The organism is Immundisolibacter sp., assembly GCF_028696615.1.
In the GTDB taxonomy this organism is placed as follows: domain Bacteria; phylum Pseudomonadota; class Gammaproteobacteria; order Immundisolibacterales; family Immundisolibacteraceae; genus Immundisolibacter.
In genome coordinates this window covers 1-16,125 of sequence record NZ_JAQVGQ010000007.1, presented here as the reverse complement: position 1 = coordinate 16,125, position 16,125 = coordinate 1, and the positions used below count along the sequence as shown (strand labels likewise).

Sequence of the window (16,125 nt, the reverse complement as noted above, 5' to 3'; positions counted from 1 at the left end):
CCGACATGGCGATCAGCCGCAATTTGGTGCGTTATCTGCTGCAGGCCGCGGCGTTCGGGGTGGCGGCGGGCCTCGCCATCGGTGTGCTGTGGCCCAAGCTCGGGCCGCAATCGCCGCCCCGGATCGCCAGTCAGGCGCCGCAGGCCGACAGGGCGCCGCCGAGTCCGCCGACCGCCAACAGTTTTGCGCCGGCCGTGGAACGCGCCGCGCCGGCGGTGGTGAACATTTACAGCACTAAAGTGGTCACGCGCCCGTACAACCCGCTGCTCGACGATCCACTGTTCCAGCGTTTTTTCGGGCGCGCCCCGGTGCCACGCCAGCGCCTGGAGTCGAGCCTGGGTTCGGGCGTACTGCTGCAGGCCGGCGGCTACATCGTGACCAACCACCACGTGATCGCCGAGGCCGACGAGGTCGAGGTGGCGCTGCGCGACGGGCGCAGCGCCAAGGCACGCGTACTCGGCAGCGATGCGCTGACCGATCTGGCGCTGCTGCAGATCGACGTTGCCGACGCGCCGGTCATCGCGCCGGGCGACGACCGCCAGGTGCGCATCGGCGATCTGGTGCTGGCGATCGGCAACCCGTTCGGCGTCGGCCAGACGGTGACGCTGGGTGTGGTCGGCGCCGTCGGGCGGGCGGCGCCGGGCATCAGTGCCGTGAACGATTTCATCCAGACCGACGCCGCCATCAATCCCGGCAACTCGGGTGGCGCGCTCATCAATGCCAACGGCGAGCTGATCGGCATCAACACCGCCATCTACAGCCGCAGCGGTGGTTCCGAGGGCATCGGTTTTGCGGTGCCGATCAGCCTGGTGCGGCAGATCACGGCGCAGCTGCGCGAGTACGGCGAGGTGCCGCGCGGCTGGCTGGGCATCGAGCTGCAGGAGCTGACCCCACAGCTGGCCGCCTCGCTCGGTCTGGATGCGCAGACCGGCGCGCTGGTGGCCGGGGTTTATCGCGCCTCGCCGGCGGCCCGCGCCGGCGTGCAGCCGGGCGACCTGCTGCTGGCGATCGACGACCACGCCTTCGAGCGCGCCCGCGAGGCGCTGGCGGTGCTGGCCGCGCTGCCGCGCGACAAAGAGGTGACACTCACCCTACAGCGCGGCGGGCGGCGCATCCGCACCTCGGCCACCACCATCCGCCAGCCGGACTGATGACCGCTGGGTAGCGGCTCACAGCAACAGCAGCGTGGCCAGACCCAGAAAGATGAAAAAGCCGCCCGAGTCGGTGAGCGCGGTGATCATGACCGAACTGCCGAGCGCCGGGTCGCGGCCCAGGCGAATGCGCAGCATCGGAATCGTCACGCCGGCGCTGGCGGCCAGCAGCAGGTTCAGTGTCATGGCGGCGGTCATGACCAGTCCCAGCTGCGGGTTGCCGTACAGCGCGTAGGCCAGCACGCCGAGCAGGCCGCCCCAGATCAGGCCGTTGATGGTGGCGACGCCGAGTTCTTTTTTGAGCAGGCGTGGAAAGGCCTCCGGCGTGATCTGACCGGTGGCGCAGGCGCGCACGATCATGGTGATGGTCTGGTTGCCGGAATTGCCGCCGATGCCGGCCACGATGGGCATGAGCGTGGCGAGCGCCACCAGGCGCTCGATCGAGGCCTCGAACAGGCCGATCACGCGCGAGGCGATGAATGCCGTCACCAGGTTCACCGCCAGCCACGACCAGCGGTTGCGCACCGAGTCCCATACCGAGGCGAACACGTCTTCGCCCTCGCGCAAGCCGGCCTGGGCCAGCAGCTCGGCCTCGCTCTCCTCGCGGATGAAATCGACCACGTCGTCGACCGTGAGCCGGCCGACCACCCGCCCCTGCCCGTCCACCACCGGGGCGGAGATGAGGTCGTAGCGCTCGAACGCCTGTGCCGCCTCGCGGGCGTTGTCCTGCGGCTCGAAGCTGATCACGCCGTCACGCGTCATCACCTCGCCGACCGTGCGCTCGGGGTCGTTCAGCAGCAGCGCCTCGAGCGACAGCAGGCCCTTCAGGTGCGAGTCGCGGTCGACCACGAACAGCGCGTCGGTGTGATCCGGCAGCGCCTCGAAGCGCCGCAGGTACCGCAACACGGCTTCCAGGCTGACGTCCTCGCGCACGGTCACGAGGTCGAAGTTCATCAGCGCGCCGACCGCGTCCTGCGGGTAGGACATCGCCGCGCGCAGGTGCTCGCGCTCGGTCACGTCCAGCGACTGGAACACGTCCTCGACCACCTGCGCCGGCAGGTCCGGGACGAGGTCGGCCAGCTCGTCGGTGTCGAGGGACTGCGCCGCGGCGCGCAGCTCGGCCGGGTCCATGGCCTCGATCAGCGACTCGCGGATCGCGTCCGAGACCTCGATGAGGATTTCGCCGTCGCGTTCGGCCTTGACCAGGTTCCAGACGTAGAGCCGTTCCTCGCGCGGCAGCGCTTCCAGGATGTAGGCAATGTCGGCCGGGTGCAGGCGGTCCAGCAGCTCACGCAGCCGGGTTTCGTTCTGCTTGTGAACGAGGTTCTCGACCAGGTCGTGACGCGGCATTTCCTGCCGGTGCACGAGGTCCTCCACCAGGCGGTGGCGGGCCAGCAGTTCCTGCACCTCACGCAGGTGTTGCTGCACGTCGTCGGCGGCCGCGCGGGCGGGTTCGGTCATGGTGGCGTCGGCTCGGTCGGGGGGAGCGCCAACGAGAGAAGTCGGCCGCCGGGCCACCTGGTCGGCGGCCCGGCGCACATTATGCGGTGTCGGCGCTTAGCAGGCCGTTGAAAAGGGCTTCCTGCCCCTTTCAACTCGGCTCGTCGCGGCACCGGTCCGCAACGAGCCTCCCCCAAATCAAGCGCTTGACGCGCTTGCTTTGGGGGGCAAGCCATCCCTGGCTTGCCTTAACAGGCCGTTGAAAAGGGCTTCCTGCCCCTTTTCAACTCGGCTCGTCGCGGCACCGGTCCGCGACGGCCTCCGCATATCAAGCACTTGACGTGCTTGATGTGCGCGCAAGCCATCCCTGGCTTGCCTTGACAGGCCGTTGGGAAAGATTTTTCAACGGCCTGTTAAGCCGGCTTTGACACCGCGCTGCGGTCCGGGTCGGTATGTTCCGGGGCACCCTGCGCCGGCACGAATCAATGGCTCAAGCCTTTGATTCGTGGAGTGCTGCCCTCTTGCATCGCGCATCCCGGGCCGGCCTCGACGCTTGAAAAATTCACGGGCCCTCAGGGCATGGCTCCAGGTTCACGCCCTGCGCCTGCAGCCGCGGTCGGGCGGCCTCGACGGCGCCCGGTATCGCCGTGATGACCCAGCGCAGACGCGCCTGCGGCGGGTAACGCGGGCTGATCTGCGCCTGGATGCCGCGGGCGGCCAGCTCGCGCTGGCGGCGCCGGGCGCTATCCAGCTGCCCGTACACGCCGAGCGACAGCCGCAACTCGCCACCAGCGCCGCGCTGGCGGTACCAGTCGCGCAGGCCGGCGGCCTTGAGCCTGGCCTCGACCTCGCCGATCTGCTCGGCGCTGCCGCTCCAGTACACCCAGTACCGCTCGCGCACACGTGCCGGCGGCTGCAGGCGCGGCTCGCCCAAGCCGGCTGCGCGCAACGCGTTGCCGGCGTCATCGTAGGCGTCGGTGCCGAGCGGGGCGGTGCGGTAGCAGCTCGGTGCGGGCGCCGGGGCGTCGGCGGCAGCCGGCGCCGGGGTATCGGCGGGCGCACTGGCGGCGTCGGGCGGGGAATCGACCGCTGGAGTCACGGCGATCGGCTGGGCACCCACGTCGGCCGGCACAGCCAGCTCGACCGGTGCCGCTGCTGCCGCCGGCGTGGCCGGCTCGGGCTCGCCCGGCAGCGCATCCAGACGAGGCGGCAACTGCGGCAACTCGCTCAGCAACTGCAACGGTTTGGCGCCGCTTGGGGCCGGCGGTGCGGCCGGCGCCGCGGCCGGCAGCTCGAACCCTGCCAGCCATGCGGCGGCGGCGATGGCGTTCAGTGCCAGCAGCAGCCATGTCAGTGCTCTCATTCACCCTCCCCCTCCAGGATGCGCCCCAGGCCCTCCAGCACCAGATGCGGGGCGGACTGCAGTGTGGCAGGCAAATCCGCCGCCAACGCCGGTGCGTCACCACCGGTCAGCCAGGCGCTGGCATCCGGCAGGCGCGCCGCCCAGCGCCGCAGAGCGAGCTCGATGCCACCCAGCACGGCGATGCGCGCGCCGCTGGCCACGGCATCGGCGGTGCAGCGCGCCGCCAGCTCGCGATCGTTGGCGGGCGTGCCGCGCGGCAGGCCGGTGCGGGCGTAAAAGGCATCCGCCATCATGTCGAGGCCGGGCATGATTACGCCGCCCACATGCTGGCCGTCGGCGGCCAGGGCATCCACCGTGACCGCCGAGCCGCAGTCGATCACCACCGCCGCCCGGCCGGGTTGGCGCGCCCAGGCGCCGATCAGCGCCGCCCAGCGGTCGAAGCCGAGGCGGCCCGGCTCGACGTAGCCACAGCGCACCTGGCCGCAGCGGGCGGTGACTGGCGGTACCTGTGCGTCCAGTCCCCAGCGCGCGCGAACCGCCGCCTGCAGCGCCTGCAGTGGCTCGCCGCGCGCCACCGCGGCCACGGCGACGCGCCGCGGCGGCTCGAGCTCGCCGAGTAGTTGCTCGAACACGCTCGCCGGTGGCCGGTCACGCCAGCCGACCGCGCCGGGTGTGTGCAGGCGGCCGTCGGCCCAGTACGCCCACTTCAGGCGGCTGTGGCCGAGGTCAAACAGCAGATCCACCGCGCGCCCTGACGGTGACTTCCCCGCCCCACAGCGCACGCCGGCCGGCGCCGTCGTCGACCAGCAGCGCGCCGCTCGAGTCGATTCCGCAGGCCACGCCGCGGATGCGCTCGCCGGCCCAGTCCACGTCGACCGCCCGCCCGGCCAGCACGTCGAAGCGGTCATAAACGGCCTGCCAATGAGCCAGCCCCATGGCGGGGAAGTCGCTCATCACCTGGCGCAGGGTCGAGATCATGCGCACCGCCAGCGCGGTGCGGTCCCAATCGCGCCCGGTCAGTTGCGCCAGGCTGGTCCACGGCTGGTCGATGGCGTCGTCGGCTGCGCCGTGCATGTTCACGTTGAGGCCCACGCCGGCCACCACCCAGCACGGGCCCTGCGTGTCGCCCTGCAGCTCGATGAGGATGCCGCCGAGCTTGCGGCCATCGCACAACAGGTCGTTCGGCCACTTGATGCCCACGCCGGGCACGCCAAGGTCAGACAGCAGCTGCGCCAGCGCGGCGCCGATCGCCAGGCTCAGGCCAACCAGCGCCGCCGCACCGCCTTCGTAGGCTTGCCCGATCGACAGGTACAGGTTGCGCCCGAACGGCGAATGCCAGGCCCTGCCACGGCGGCCGCGGCCGGCGGTCTGGTGCTCGGCAAGACACATCCCGCCGCCGCACCCGCGGCTGATGCGGGTCATCAGGTGCGCATTGGTGGACGGCAGGGTATCGAACAGCTCGACCGCATCGCGCACACCGACGCGCGCCAGTCCGTCCTGCAGACGCGCCGGGTCGAGCAGATCGAGCGCCTGCGCCAGGCGATAGCCGCGTGCGCGCTCGGTATGCACGCTGACGCCCCAGTCGGCCAGCGCCTGTGCCTGCTTGCACACCGCCGCGCGCGTCAGTTCCAGCCGCCCGGCCAGCTCGCGGCCGGAATGCCAGTGACCATCGGCGAGCAGGCGCAGCAGCGCGATGCGGGTGGCGGTTGGCGGCGACATGCGGATAAGCGGCTGCGCGGAAAGGCGTGCCCCGAACACGATTCGAACGTGTGACCTTCCCCTTAGGAGGGGGACGCTCTATCCTGCTGAGCTACCGGGGCGCCGAAAAAGCCCGTGCCGGCAAGGCGCGGGGCGGCGCGGAACCTTACCCGAAGCCGCGCCGCAACGTCCACCCGCGTGCTGCGCGGTCTGCGTCGTATCCGTCAGCCGGGCAGCGTGACCAGCGCCCACACCGCCGCGCCTGCGAGCGCCAGGCACAGCACCGCGCGCCAGGCCGGCGCCGGCGGGCCTGGCCGGTCCAGATAGTCGCCGGCGGGTTTGCGCCCATTGAACATGGCGCGCAGCAGGTTCTCGCCGCGCAACAGATACAGCAGCACGGCGGTGACGTGCAGGCCGACCGCCGCCAGCAGCAGGTTGAAGTTGACCTTATGAATGGTGGTCATAAAATCACTCGTATCGCCGCTCACCAGCCGCGCCAGCGGTCCTTCGTTGAAGATGTCGTCGTTGGCGAACAGCCCCGTGCCGGCTTGTACGCCGACCAGTAGCAGCAGCACGATCACCATCCAGCCGCCGAGCGGGTTGTGACCTAGGTAATGCTGGGGCTCGTGGCTGAACCAGGCGCGCGCATAGGCGAGCACTGCCCGCGGCCCGCGCAAGAAGCCGCAAAATCGCGCGCTGCCGCTGCCGACCAGACCCCACAGCAGCCGAAACAGCAGCAGCGTCAGCACCGCATAGCCGCAGCGCATGTGCCAGTGCATGTAGTCGACCCCGGCTTCGGCGGTGGCCCAGGCGGCGGCGATCAGCAGGACCAGCGCCCAGTGGAACAGGCGTACCGACCAGTCCCAGACCGGGATCTGCAGGCGCCCGCCGCCGGTGGCCGGGTGGTCGGGTTGGGTCGGTCGTGACATAACGGTTTCGGGCACCTGTGATAGGGTTCACAGGCCGTCGATCGCCAGGCGTCGACGGCCGCGGGCACGCGCCGATTCGGCCCCGTGCCGTCCTCGGAAGGATGCCCCGGCGCGATCGACGGATGCAAGTCGCGGCCGGCACAGCGTCTTATCATCGTCACACATGCCGACACGTCGGCGCCTGCAAGATCGGTCCAAGCGTGCATATCGCCGACATCACCATGTTTTATGCGCCGACCAGCGGCGGCGTACGAACCTATCTGACACAAAAACAGGCCTATCTGGCCACCCAGTCGGGCATCCGGCACAGCCTGCTGGTGCCCGGCAAATCGGCTGCGCGGCGCGGCGACGTGCACACGCTGCCGGCACCGCCGATCGGTCGCACCGGTTACCAGCTGCCGCTGCGCGGCAAGCGCTGGACGCAGACCCTGTGCGAGTTGCAGCCGGACTTGATCGAGGCCGGTGACCCCTACCGTCTGGCCTGGGCCGCACTGGCGGCCGGGCAGCGCCTGGGCGTCCCGGTGTTCGGCTTCTACCACTCGGACCTGCCGCGGCTGCTCGAAAACCGCTTCGGCGGCGCCGCGCGGCGTCTTGGTGAGCGCTATGTACGCCGCCTGTACACGCGCTTCACGGAGGTGCTCGCGCCCAGTCGCGTCATGGCACGGAACCTGAACGCCTTGGGCGTGGAGCGGGTCACCGTCCAACCGCTCGGGGTCGACACGCGCACCTTCCATCCCGACCGGGCCGACGCCAGCCTGCGCCGACGACTAGGCGTGGCCGCTGATGCCCGGCTACTGGTATTCGCCGGCCGGGCGGCGCGCGAGAAAAACATTCCGCTGCTGATCGATGCCGCCCGCGCGCTGGGCGCCGGCTATCATTTGCTGTTGATCGGCCCTGGAATGCCGCGCAGCGACGCCGCCAACGTCACCGTATTGGACTGCTTCATGCCGAGCGATGTGCTGGCGGGCACGCTCGCTGCCTGCGATGCGCTGATCCACGCGGGGTGTAACGAGACTTTCGGCCTGGTGGTGCTCGAGGCGATGGCAAGCGGGCTGCCGGTGATCGGCATGCGCGCCGGTGCACTGCCGGAGCTGGTGGTGCCCGGCACCGGCGTGCTGACCACCGACCTCAGTCGCGATGGTCTGGTCGAGGCCACGCGCACGCTGTTCAGCCTGGACCCCAAGGCCATCGGCCGGCACGCCCGCCGGCGCGTCGAGGAACGCTATGCCTGGGAGCAGACGCTGGCCGGGCTGGTTGGCCATTACCGGCGCGTGTTGGGCCAGGACGGCGCGCAGCGCGCCGGCGCCAGCCATGCCGGACCGTGAGGCGGGGCGCGCATTCTGTGTGGTGCTGCACGACGTAGCCCCACAGACCTGGGACGCCTACCGCCCGTTCGTGGCGCTGACCGACCGCCTTGGCGTGCCGCTGACGCTGCTGGTGGTGCCGGATTTCCACCATGCCGGGGATCTGCGGCGGCATCCGCGCTTCGTCGCCGCCATGGATGCGCGCCTGGCGCGTGGCGACGAGCTGGCCCTGCATGGGTACTTCCACGCCGACGACTTGCCGCTGCGCGGTGATCCTTGGGATTTTTTGATGCGCCGTGTTTACACGCATGAGGCCGAGTTCTATCGGCTAGACACGTCGGCGGCACGCGAACGGCTGCAGCGCGGCCTGGACCTGTTTGCGGGTTTCGGCTGGCGGCCGGCGGGCTTCGTGGCGCCGGCCTGGCTGCTCGGCGAGGCGGCCTCGGCCGCGCTCACGGGGTTGCCGCTGCGCTATACCAGCACCCGACGGGCGCTGCTGGACCTACGCCACGGGCGCGTGCATCCGGTGCCCAGCCTGGTGTGGAGCGCCCGCAGCCATTGGCGCCGGGCGTTGTCGCGGCTTGTAAACTCGGCCGCCCTGCGCATCCAGGGCGCGGCGCCGCTGCTGCGCCTTGGTCTGCACCCCGTCGACATGCAACACGCCAGCGCGCGGCGCTTCTGGACGGCGACGCTGAACCATCTGCTGACCTGCCGCACGGCGCTGACCAAATCCACCTGGCTGGACCGAGCCGTTTGAAACGCACGTTCCTGCTGATTGCGCTCGCGTTCGCCGTGAGCGCCGCGTTCCCCTTGTTCATCGGCGGGCGGGAGCTGCTGCTCGAGCTGCGCACTCTGCCCGCCCGGGTATGGCTCACCGCGGTCGCAGCCGTCGGCGTCGGCTGGCTGATCAACGCCGTGCGCATGCGCCTGGTGCTCGGCGGTCTGGGTCAGAAGCTGTCCCTGCCGCGTGCGGTCGGCCGGGTGATGGCCATCGAGTTCGCCACCAACGCCACGCCGGCTGGCAGCGGTGGTGCCCTCGCCTATGTCTACCTGGTCGGCCAGCGTGGCCTCAGCAGCAGCCACGCCGCGGCCATGTACGCGCTCGATCAGGTGCTCGATCTGACGTTTTTTCTGGCCGCGCTGCTGGTCATCGCGCCGCTGTTGCTGGCCGGCCCCAGCGAGCAACACCTGGGTTGGCACATCGGCACCCTGCTGGTGTTGCTGGTCGGCGGCTGTGTGGTGCTGTGGCTGATGGTGCGCGATTACCGGCGGGTGCTGCTGTGGGCCGGGCGAGTGCTGCATCACTTCCGTATTTCCGTGGTGCGGCGTCGGCAGCTGGCGCGCTGGATCCTGCGTTTTCGACACGGCCTTGGCCTGCTGCTGAGCTTGGCCCGCTGGCGTCTGGCGCTGGTCTACGCGCTGTGCGTGTGTCACTGGCTAATCCGCTACAGCATCCTGTTCTGGATCGTACGTGGCCTGGGCGAGCGGGTGCCGTGGTCGTACCTGTTCCTGACGCAAATGCTGAGCTTCGGCGCCGGTCAGGTGACGCTGCTGCCCGGTGGTAGTGGTGGCGTCGAGCTCGGCTTCAGCGCCCTGCTGGCGCCGTGGCTGCCTGCGCCTACGCTGGCGGCGGCTCTGGTCGCGTGGCGTTGCGCCACGTATTACTGGCTGCTGTTGGCCGGCGTTGGCCCGTTCGTGCTGCTGATCGGCCGGCGGTTGTGGCAGGCGCCGGTTGAAGAAACCTGAGCCAACCACGGTCTTGGCCCGAACGGCGGGCAACGACGGGCTGTTCTGTGACGGGCCGACCGATCAACTACCTGCGTGTTCGATTGCGCGCGAAGCATCCCCGGCCTCGCGGCATCGATCGTTTTTCAACCGCCCATTAACAGGCCGTTGAAAATCTTTTTTCAACGGCCTGTTAATGCAAGCCAGGGATGGCTTGCGCGCTTATCGAGCACGTCAAGTGCTCGATAAGCGGAGGCCGTCGCGGACAGGTGCCGCGACGAGCCGAGTTGAAAAAGGGCAGGAAGCCCTTTTTCAACTGCCTGTTAAAAAACCCGGCCCCGCGTTGGCAGGGCCGGGTTTTGCGAAGGCCGACTCAGGCGCCGCTCAGAGTTTGTGAAAAATTGCGCGTGCTGCGCATTTCTTGCGTCGCCCGTCCGGTACACGCCCGGACGGGCTCACGCGAATCGAGCCCTCAAGGGGCTCGATTCGCGTCCCGCCATCCCTGGCCGGCCTTGAGAGCTTGAAAAATTCACAAGCTCTCAGGCGCCGCTCAGACCACGCCGAGACGGCGCAGGTTCTCGCGAATCTCTTGCTTGAACGACTCGGAGGCTTCGCGCACCGGCGGCATGATGCGCCCGGCGTGCAGGCCGATTTCCTCGAACCATACCTTGATTCCAGCCAGCGCCGAGGCGTAGGTGGCGGTCTGTGCCACCGTCCACAGAAAGATGTCGGCGTAGTAGTCGCGCACCGGGTCCAGCTTGCAGGACACCTGGTAAGCCTCTTCCCACTTCCCCTGCGCCGCCAGCTGGCGGTATTGGGTGACCAGCGGGCGCAGCTTGCCGTACAGGATGTAGGACAGCTCGCCCCACACCACCTGGCCGCCGCGGCGCAGGTCGTCCAGGAACACCGACTCCAGCGGGTCGGAGACGATGAAGTCTTTGCGCAGATCGCGCCGCAGCTTGAGCGTCTCGGCGCGACTGATGTGGCCCTGCTTGACCGCCACGCACGTATCCAGATCCGCCAGGCGGCGCATCAGGTCGAAGCCCAGCACCTTGCCCGATACCGGCGTGCGGTACAGGCAGATGGCCAGGTTGCTGCGGTCGGTGAGGTACTTGAACCAGTCGAAGATCTCGTCGTCGGTGCGCAGCTGCACCACCGGGTTGATGACCTCGGCGCCCTCGAAGCCGAGCTTCTCGACGTAGTCCAGCTTCTCGAGCGCCTGGTGTACCGACGGGTCGAGAATGATGGTCCACAGCGGGATGCGGCCACGCGCGGCCTCGGCCACCACCTGGTGGTACCGCAGCCACTCACGCAGCGGTACGTTCCAGCATTCGGCGATGAATCCGCCGACCACCAGCCCCTCGATGCCCATGTCGACGAACTGATCGATGTTCTCGCGCAGTTTGGCGTAGTCGAACTGGAAATCATCGCCGACCGGGCTGATAGGGCACATATAGAAGCCCTTGATCTTCTCCAGCGCCCAGGCCTTGGCGTCTTTGCGACTGTACTCAGGCATTACTCGTCTCCTCTCAAAGAAATGGGGGGAAGCGCCGATTTATCCGGCGCTTCCCGTCCGGCGCAGCACGCCCCGGCATGAATCAGAACGCAAGCCCTTGATTCATGGAGCGCAGCGAGCCTGGATCAGACCAGGCCCAGCTCCCGCACCTTGCTGCGAATCCACGCTTTCTTCTCTTCGCTCGGCGGAGCGACCGGCGGGATCAGCGCGCCGGCCTTGAAGCCCAGCTCCTCGAACCACACCTTGATGCCGCCGACGGCCGCCGCATAGGTGGCGGTCTTGACGATTTCCCACACCAGCATGTCCTCCAGGAACTCGCGCACCGGCGCCAGCTGCTCGGACACCTGGTAGGCCTCCTCCCACTTGCCCTCGGCCGCCAGCTTGCGGTACTGGTCGACCAATACGCGCTTCTTGCCATAAACGATGTACGACATCTCGCCCCACACCACCTGGCCGCCGCGGCGCAGGTCGTCCAGGAACACCGACTCGTTCGGGTCGGACACGATGAAGTCCTCGCGGACCATGCGGCGCAGCTTCAGCGTCTCGGCGCGCACCAGGCTGCCCTGCTTGACAGCCACCACGGTGTCGAGATCGGCCAGGCGCTTGATAAGGTCGAAGCCGATCACCTTGCCCGACACCGCCGTGCGGTACAGGCACACGGCCATGTTGCTGTGGTCGGTGAGGTACTTGTACCAGGCGTAGATTTCGTCGTCGGTGCGCAGCTGCACCACCGGGTTGATGACCTCCGCGCTCTGGAAGCCGAGCTTCTCGCAGAAGTCCATCTTCTCCAGCGCCTGATGCACCGACGGGTCGAGGATGATGGTGGCGAGCTGAATACGGCCCTTGGCGGCGTCGGCGACCACTTCGTGGTAGCGGTACCAGTCCTTGAGGGTCAGGTTCCAGCACTCGGAAATGAAGCCGCCGACCACCAGACCGTCGATGCCGATGTCGATGAACTTCTCGATGTTTTCGCGAAGGCCGGCCTCGTCCATCTTGCCGTCGGCAGTGACAGGGCTGATCGGGCACTGGTAGAAGCCTTTGATGGTCTTCAGAGCCCAGGCCTTGGCATCCTTGCGGCTGTATTCGAGCATGCGGTGCACTCCTTTAGAAGCTGCCGGGTTGGTGAAAAAGTTTAAGGTTTAACATGACCGACCAGCCAGTCGATGGCGGGAACGGACAGCCGCTCCTGCACCGCGTGCACGGCGGCGATAAGCCGGTGATGGTTTCAGAAAGCATCGCGAAAAGCAAACCGCGCTGGCGCTCGAACGAGCGCTTGATGGTGCCATGAGGGATTGCTGAAACATTTTTTACCGGTATGTTCGGCGCACCGTCACCCATTGAATCAATGATGTACGTCGTCTCGGGCGGCCGAGGCCTTCTGCTCCGCAGGCAACTGCCGAATCAAGGAGGTGCCGAAAAATTCCGTCCATGGAATTTTTCGGCTCGCCGTCGCGCGGGTCACGCCCACGCGACGCTCAATGAATCAATGGCTTACGCCCTTTATTCAGGCCGGGGCATCCTGGTCCGCGGGGACGCCAAGACGTAAGCGGTTCCTTAATCCGCGCTTGCGCAGGGATAGGCAAATTCCCAGGGACCGGTGGTTGCGGCATCCTCCTCATCCCGTCCGTTGCAACAAGGCACGCCCATGAGCACTTGGCCCACCGCCGTCATCGTCGGCGCCGGTCCCGGTTTGGGGTTGGCGCTGGCCCGCCGTTTCGCCCGCGAGGGCTTTGCCCTTGCCTTGGTGGCGCGCCACCAGCAAACGCTGGCCAGCGTCGCGGCGGCTCTGGGCGGGCTCGGCCCGCGCCTGCGCACCTACGCCGCCGATGCCGGTGATGCAGCCGCGGTGGCGGGCGTGTGTGCCGCGGTCGCGCGCGACCTTGGCGAGCCTTCGGTGCTGATCTACAACGCCGGCAGCTACCGGCCAGGCGGCATCGCCGACGTCACGCCGGAGGAATTCGAAGCGGCCTGGAAAACCGGCTGCCTGGGCGCCTTCCTGTTCGCCCGCGCGCTGCTGCCGGCCATGGCCGATGCCGGACGCGGCAGCGTGCTGCTGACCGGCGCCACTGCCGCCTGGCGCGGCGGCAGGGGCTTTGCAACACTGGCTGTGCCGAAATTCGGCCTGCGTGCGCTGGCGCAGAGCATGGCGCGCGAGTACGGCCCCCAGGGCGTGCACGTGGCGCATGTGGTGATCGACGGCCAGATCGACACCCCGCGCCTGCGCGAACGCGAGCCGGACCGGCCGGCACACACGCTGCTGGCGCCGGATGCGATTGCCGAAACCTACTGGCAACTGCACTGTCAGGACCCGAGCGCCTGGACGCTGGAGCTCGATCTGCGCCCGGCGGTGGAGCGCTTTTGAGTAAAGCGTCCACAAATCAGCGCCTTTCTCGCGGGTCAGGATGCCCGGGTATCAATCAATGGCGCAAGCCATTGATTGATTGAGTGCGGCGCGGGCGTGACGCGCGCCGCAGCATTTCCACGGGCGGGTGGAAAATCCCTTTCGCGGCAGATTGCTCGCCCCGCCCGGCTCACGGGCGGCACAATACGCATCCCGTCTGCCCACGGATACCATTCGATGTCTCGTTTATCCGTCGTCCTGATTGCGTTGGCCGGCCTGCTCGGGGCCTGCAGCACCGCGCCGCAGCGCCTGGATCTGAGGCCCACCATCGACATCACGGCCCGCAATCTCGGCCAGGGTGCGCCGGTGGCGGTGCAGGTCATCGACCGCCGGCAGCTCACCGAAGCCCAGCGCAGCGGCGCCGTCACCGGCATCGATCCGGCCGTGAACGTGGTCGATGTGGTGTACCAGGAAGCCACGCGCGCGCTCGAGCAGCTCGGCTTTGCCGTCGAGCCGTCGGCCGGTCCGCTCAGCAACACGCTCACGCTGGAACTTTTGCAGATCAACTACGACCTCACCGGCGCGGTGATGAAGAAAACCGTGTTCGTGGATGCCGACGTGCGCGCCACCGCCAAGGCCGGCGGCAACAGTTATGCCACCACCTACCGCGCACATCAGGAACAGGAGGTGGCGTTCCAGCCGGCGCCGGCGCTCAGCCAGCGTCTGGTGAACGAGACGCTGTCGAGCGCACTCAGCCGGGTGTTTGCCGACCCGCAGCTGATGGACGTGCTGACGCAGCGCGCGGTTCCCTGAGGTCGCTGGCGGGCAAAACCTGCTGAACGATTGTCAAGGACGATGGAGCCGTTAACATGACGCCCCGACGGACGGTCACCGGGGCCGCCCGAGCGTACTGGAGAGAACCATGGAAGGTGTCTTGAAAACCGGCGGCGCCATGCCGCTGAGTGTGGTTGCCCGCGTCACCACCTGGCCGCTGATCGGGCTGCTGGCGCTGCCAGTCATCGGCTGGCTGCTGGGCGGTGGGATTTGGCACTGGCTGACGGTGATGGTGTTCGTCGCCATGTCGGTGCTCGATCCGTTCGTCGGCCCAGACAACGTCAACCACCGTCCCGAGGACGAGGCCGCGCTCGAGAAGAGTCTGTTCTACCGCGTCATGCTGTGGCTGCTGGTGCCGGCCCAGTGGGCGGTGGCGGTGTTCTGCTACTGGCTGTTCACGCAAGCCGAACTGGGTACCGCCGAGCGCATCGGCGTGCTGCTGTCGTCGGCCATTTCGGTGGGTTTCGGCGCCACCGCCGCGCACGAGCTGGCCCACCACGGCCAGCGCTTCGACCGCTGGATGGGCATCCTGCTGTTCACGCCCATCAACATGTGCGATTTCGCCATCTACCACAACTACGGCCACCACAACCGCGTGGCGACGCCGGAGGATCCGGGCTCGGCCAAGTACGGCGACAACATCTACGCCTTCATCGTGCACAGCATCATCTACAAGACCCTGATGGGCTGGCAGATCGAGGCCGAGCGCCTGCGCCGACAGGGCCGCTCGCCGTGGTCGCTGCACAACGGCATGCTGTGGATGACGGCGCTGCCGCTCGCCTGGCTCGCCGTCATGGTCAGCCTGTTCGGCTGGCTGGCGGTGCCGCTGTTCCTGACCCATTTCCTGTTTGCGCGCGTGCTGCTGGCGGTGGCCGATTACCTCGAGCACTACGGTCTGGCCCGCCGGCGCCTGCCGGACGGCAGCTGGGAGCCGATCCGCCCGGCGCATGCCTGGGACGATAGCTTCCTCGTCAGCAGCCTGCTTTTCTGCCAGATCGACCGGCACTCGGACCACCACGCCAACGTCGGGCGGCCGTACCAGATCCTGCGCGTGATGCGCGAGGCGCCGCGCCTGCCTTACGGTTACCTGGTCATGCTGTGGGTGGCGCTGATCCCGCCGCTGTGGCGCCGGGTGATGCACCCGCGCGTGGAGGCGTACTGGGACACCGGCGCCGCCGCACCGCACGGCCGCCCGGAAAAACTGCCCGAGCGCTACCGGCAAAGCGCCGTCTATTGACCGACCGCCATCCTGCCCCGGCTCTGCCCGGGGCGGGCCGGGGTGGGGCGACGCCGGCGCCCCGCTGCGCCGATAATGAACAAAACGTTTCCCGGCTCACCTCGTCATGCCCCTGATGCGCCTTGTCCCGCTGCTGCGCTGGCTTCGGGGCTATCGCCGTACCGATGCCGTGGCGGACCTGCTCGCCGGCACCATCACCGCCGTGCTTCTGGTGCCGCAGGCGATGGCCTACGCCGTGGTGGCGGGCCTGCCGCCACAGGTGGGCCTGTACGCCAGCGTGCTGCCTTCGCTGGCCTACGCGCTGTTCGGCAGCAGTCCCTATGTCGGCGTGGGGCCGGTGGCGGTCAATGCGCTGATGGTGGTCAGCGCGCTGTCCGCCGTGGGCCATGGCGATCCGGCCGGCAACGTCATCCATGCCCAGCAACTGGCGGCCATCTCGGCCGTCACGCTGCTGGCGCTCGGCGTGCTGCGGGCGGGCGCGTTCATGAACTTTCTGAGCCGGCCGGTGCTGGATGGCTTCACCAGCGGCGCCGCGCTGCTCATCGTGCTCACGCAGCTGCCGGCGCTGGTCGGCATTTCGGCCCGCT

Annotated in this window: 16 protein-coding genes and 1 tRNA gene; 9 read left to right on the top strand and 8 right to left on the bottom strand. The window is 68.4% G+C overall.

Annotated features, from left to right (window positions below; translation table 11 throughout):
* The first annotated feature begins 5 nt into the window (after positions 1 to 5).
* Complete coding sequence (locus PHC73_RS01145; RefSeq protein WP_300123726.1) at positions 6 to 1,151, top strand: trypsin-like peptidase domain-containing protein; 1,146 nt, start codon at positions 6 to 8, stop codon at positions 1,149 to 1,151.
* Between the two features lie 18 nt (positions 1,152 to 1,169).
* Here PHC73_RS01145 and mgtE read toward each other — a convergent pair whose 3' ends face one another.
* The 6 genes from mgtE to PHC73_RS01115 form a co-directional block, all read right to left on the bottom strand.
* Positions 1,170 to 2,612 carry a magnesium transporter gene (mgtE, locus tag PHC73_RS01140; RefSeq protein WP_300123725.1) on the bottom strand — a complete coding sequence of 481 codons (1,443 nt, stop codon included), beginning with the start codon at positions 2,610 to 2,612 and terminating at the stop codon, positions 1,170 to 1,172.
* 541 nt (positions 2,613 to 3,153) lie between these two features.
* A complete protein-coding gene (locus PHC73_RS01135) occupies positions 3,154 to 3,954 on the bottom strand; it encodes a hypothetical protein (RefSeq protein WP_300123724.1) in 801 nt (266 codons plus the stop codon).
* The gene (locus PHC73_RS01130; RefSeq protein ID WP_300123723.1) at positions 3,951 to 4,697 is read right to left on the bottom strand and encodes a type III pantothenate kinase; all 747 of its coding nucleotides are present in this window, start codon (positions 4,695 to 4,697) and stop codon (positions 3,951 to 3,953) included. The genes PHC73_RS01135 and PHC73_RS01130 overlap by 4 nt, the downstream gene beginning before the upstream one ends.
* Complete coding sequence (locus PHC73_RS01125; RefSeq protein WP_300123722.1) at positions 4,681 to 5,673, bottom strand: biotin--[acetyl-CoA-carboxylase] ligase; 993 nt, start codon at positions 5,671 to 5,673, stop codon at positions 4,681 to 4,683. Before PHC73_RS01125 ends, PHC73_RS01130 begins: the two co-directional genes overlap by 17 nt.
* Positions 5,674 to 5,700: 27 nt before the next feature.
* A tRNA-Arg gene (locus PHC73_RS01120) sits at positions 5,701 to 5,774 on the bottom strand.
* A gap of 102 nt (positions 5,775 to 5,876) precedes the next feature.
* Positions 5,877 to 6,581 (bottom strand): cytochrome b/b6 domain-containing protein, encoded by a 705-nt coding sequence (locus PHC73_RS01115; protein ID WP_300123721.1) that lies wholly within the window; start codon positions 6,579 to 6,581, stop codon positions 5,877 to 5,879.
* A 200-nt stretch (positions 6,582 to 6,781) separates the two neighbouring features.
* Here PHC73_RS01115 and PHC73_RS01110 point away from each other — a divergent pair, with 200 nt between their 5' ends.
* The 3 genes from PHC73_RS01110 to PHC73_RS01100 are packed head-to-tail and all read left to right on the top strand — an operon-like array spanning position 6,782 to position 9,631.
* Positions 6,782 to 7,906, top strand: coding sequence for a glycosyltransferase family 1 protein (locus PHC73_RS01110; protein WP_300123720.1), 1,125 nt, complete (start codon positions 6,782 to 6,784; stop codon positions 7,904 to 7,906).
* A complete protein-coding gene (locus tag PHC73_RS01105; protein ID WP_300123719.1) occupies positions 7,893 to 8,642 on the top strand; it encodes a polysaccharide deacetylase family protein in 750 nt (249 codons plus the stop codon). The genes PHC73_RS01110 and PHC73_RS01105 overlap by 14 nt, the downstream gene beginning before the upstream one ends.
* Positions 8,639 to 9,631: a lysylphosphatidylglycerol synthase transmembrane domain-containing protein gene (locus PHC73_RS01100; RefSeq protein WP_300123718.1), complete on the top strand. Its 993-nt coding sequence runs from the start codon at positions 8,639 to 8,641 to the stop codon at positions 9,629 to 9,631. The genes PHC73_RS01105 and PHC73_RS01100 overlap by 4 nt, the downstream gene beginning before the upstream one ends.
* A gap of 529 nt (positions 9,632 to 10,160) precedes the next feature.
* Here PHC73_RS01100 and PHC73_RS01095 read toward each other — a convergent pair.
* Both PHC73_RS01095 and PHC73_RS01090 read right to left on the bottom strand, forming a co-directional pair.
* A complete protein-coding gene (locus PHC73_RS01095) occupies positions 10,161 to 11,126 on the bottom strand; it encodes a dihydrodipicolinate synthase family protein (protein ID WP_300123717.1) in 966 nt (321 codons plus the stop codon).
* Between the two features lie 125 nt (positions 11,127 to 11,251).
* Positions 11,252 to 12,217: a dihydrodipicolinate synthase family protein gene (locus tag PHC73_RS01090; protein ID WP_300123716.1), complete on the bottom strand. Its 966-nt coding sequence runs from the start codon at positions 12,215 to 12,217 to the stop codon at positions 11,252 to 11,254.
* Positions 12,218 to 12,270: 53 nt separating this feature from the next.
* Here PHC73_RS01090 and PHC73_RS01085 point away from each other — a divergent pair, with 53 nt between their 5' ends.
* From PHC73_RS01085 to PHC73_RS01065, 5 genes are all read left to right on the top strand, one after another.
* Positions 12,271 to 12,414 carry a hypothetical protein gene (locus tag PHC73_RS01085; protein WP_300123715.1) on the top strand — a complete coding sequence of 48 codons (144 nt, stop codon included), beginning with the start codon at positions 12,271 to 12,273 and terminating at the stop codon, positions 12,412 to 12,414.
* A gap of 357 nt (positions 12,415 to 12,771) precedes the next feature.
* On the top strand, positions 12,772 to 13,488 hold the full coding sequence (locus PHC73_RS01080) for an SDR family NAD(P)-dependent oxidoreductase (protein WP_300123714.1): 717 nt from the start codon (positions 12,772 to 12,774) through the stop codon (positions 13,486 to 13,488).
* Between the two features lie 216 nt (positions 13,489 to 13,704).
* Entirely contained in the window at positions 13,705 to 14,280 is a 576-nt protein-coding gene (locus tag PHC73_RS01075) for a YajG family lipoprotein (RefSeq protein ID WP_300123713.1), read from the top strand.
* A 109-nt stretch (positions 14,281 to 14,389) separates the two neighbouring features.
* Positions 14,390 to 15,538 carry an alkane 1-monooxygenase gene (locus tag PHC73_RS01070; protein ID WP_300123712.1) on the top strand — a complete coding sequence of 383 codons (1,149 nt, stop codon included), beginning with the start codon at positions 14,390 to 14,392 and terminating at the stop codon, positions 15,536 to 15,538.
* Between the two features lie 106 nt (positions 15,539 to 15,644).
* Positions 15,645 to 16,125: SulP family inorganic anion transporter (locus tag PHC73_RS01065; RefSeq protein WP_300123711.1), on the top strand; the 481-nt coding region annotated here is incomplete at its 3' end.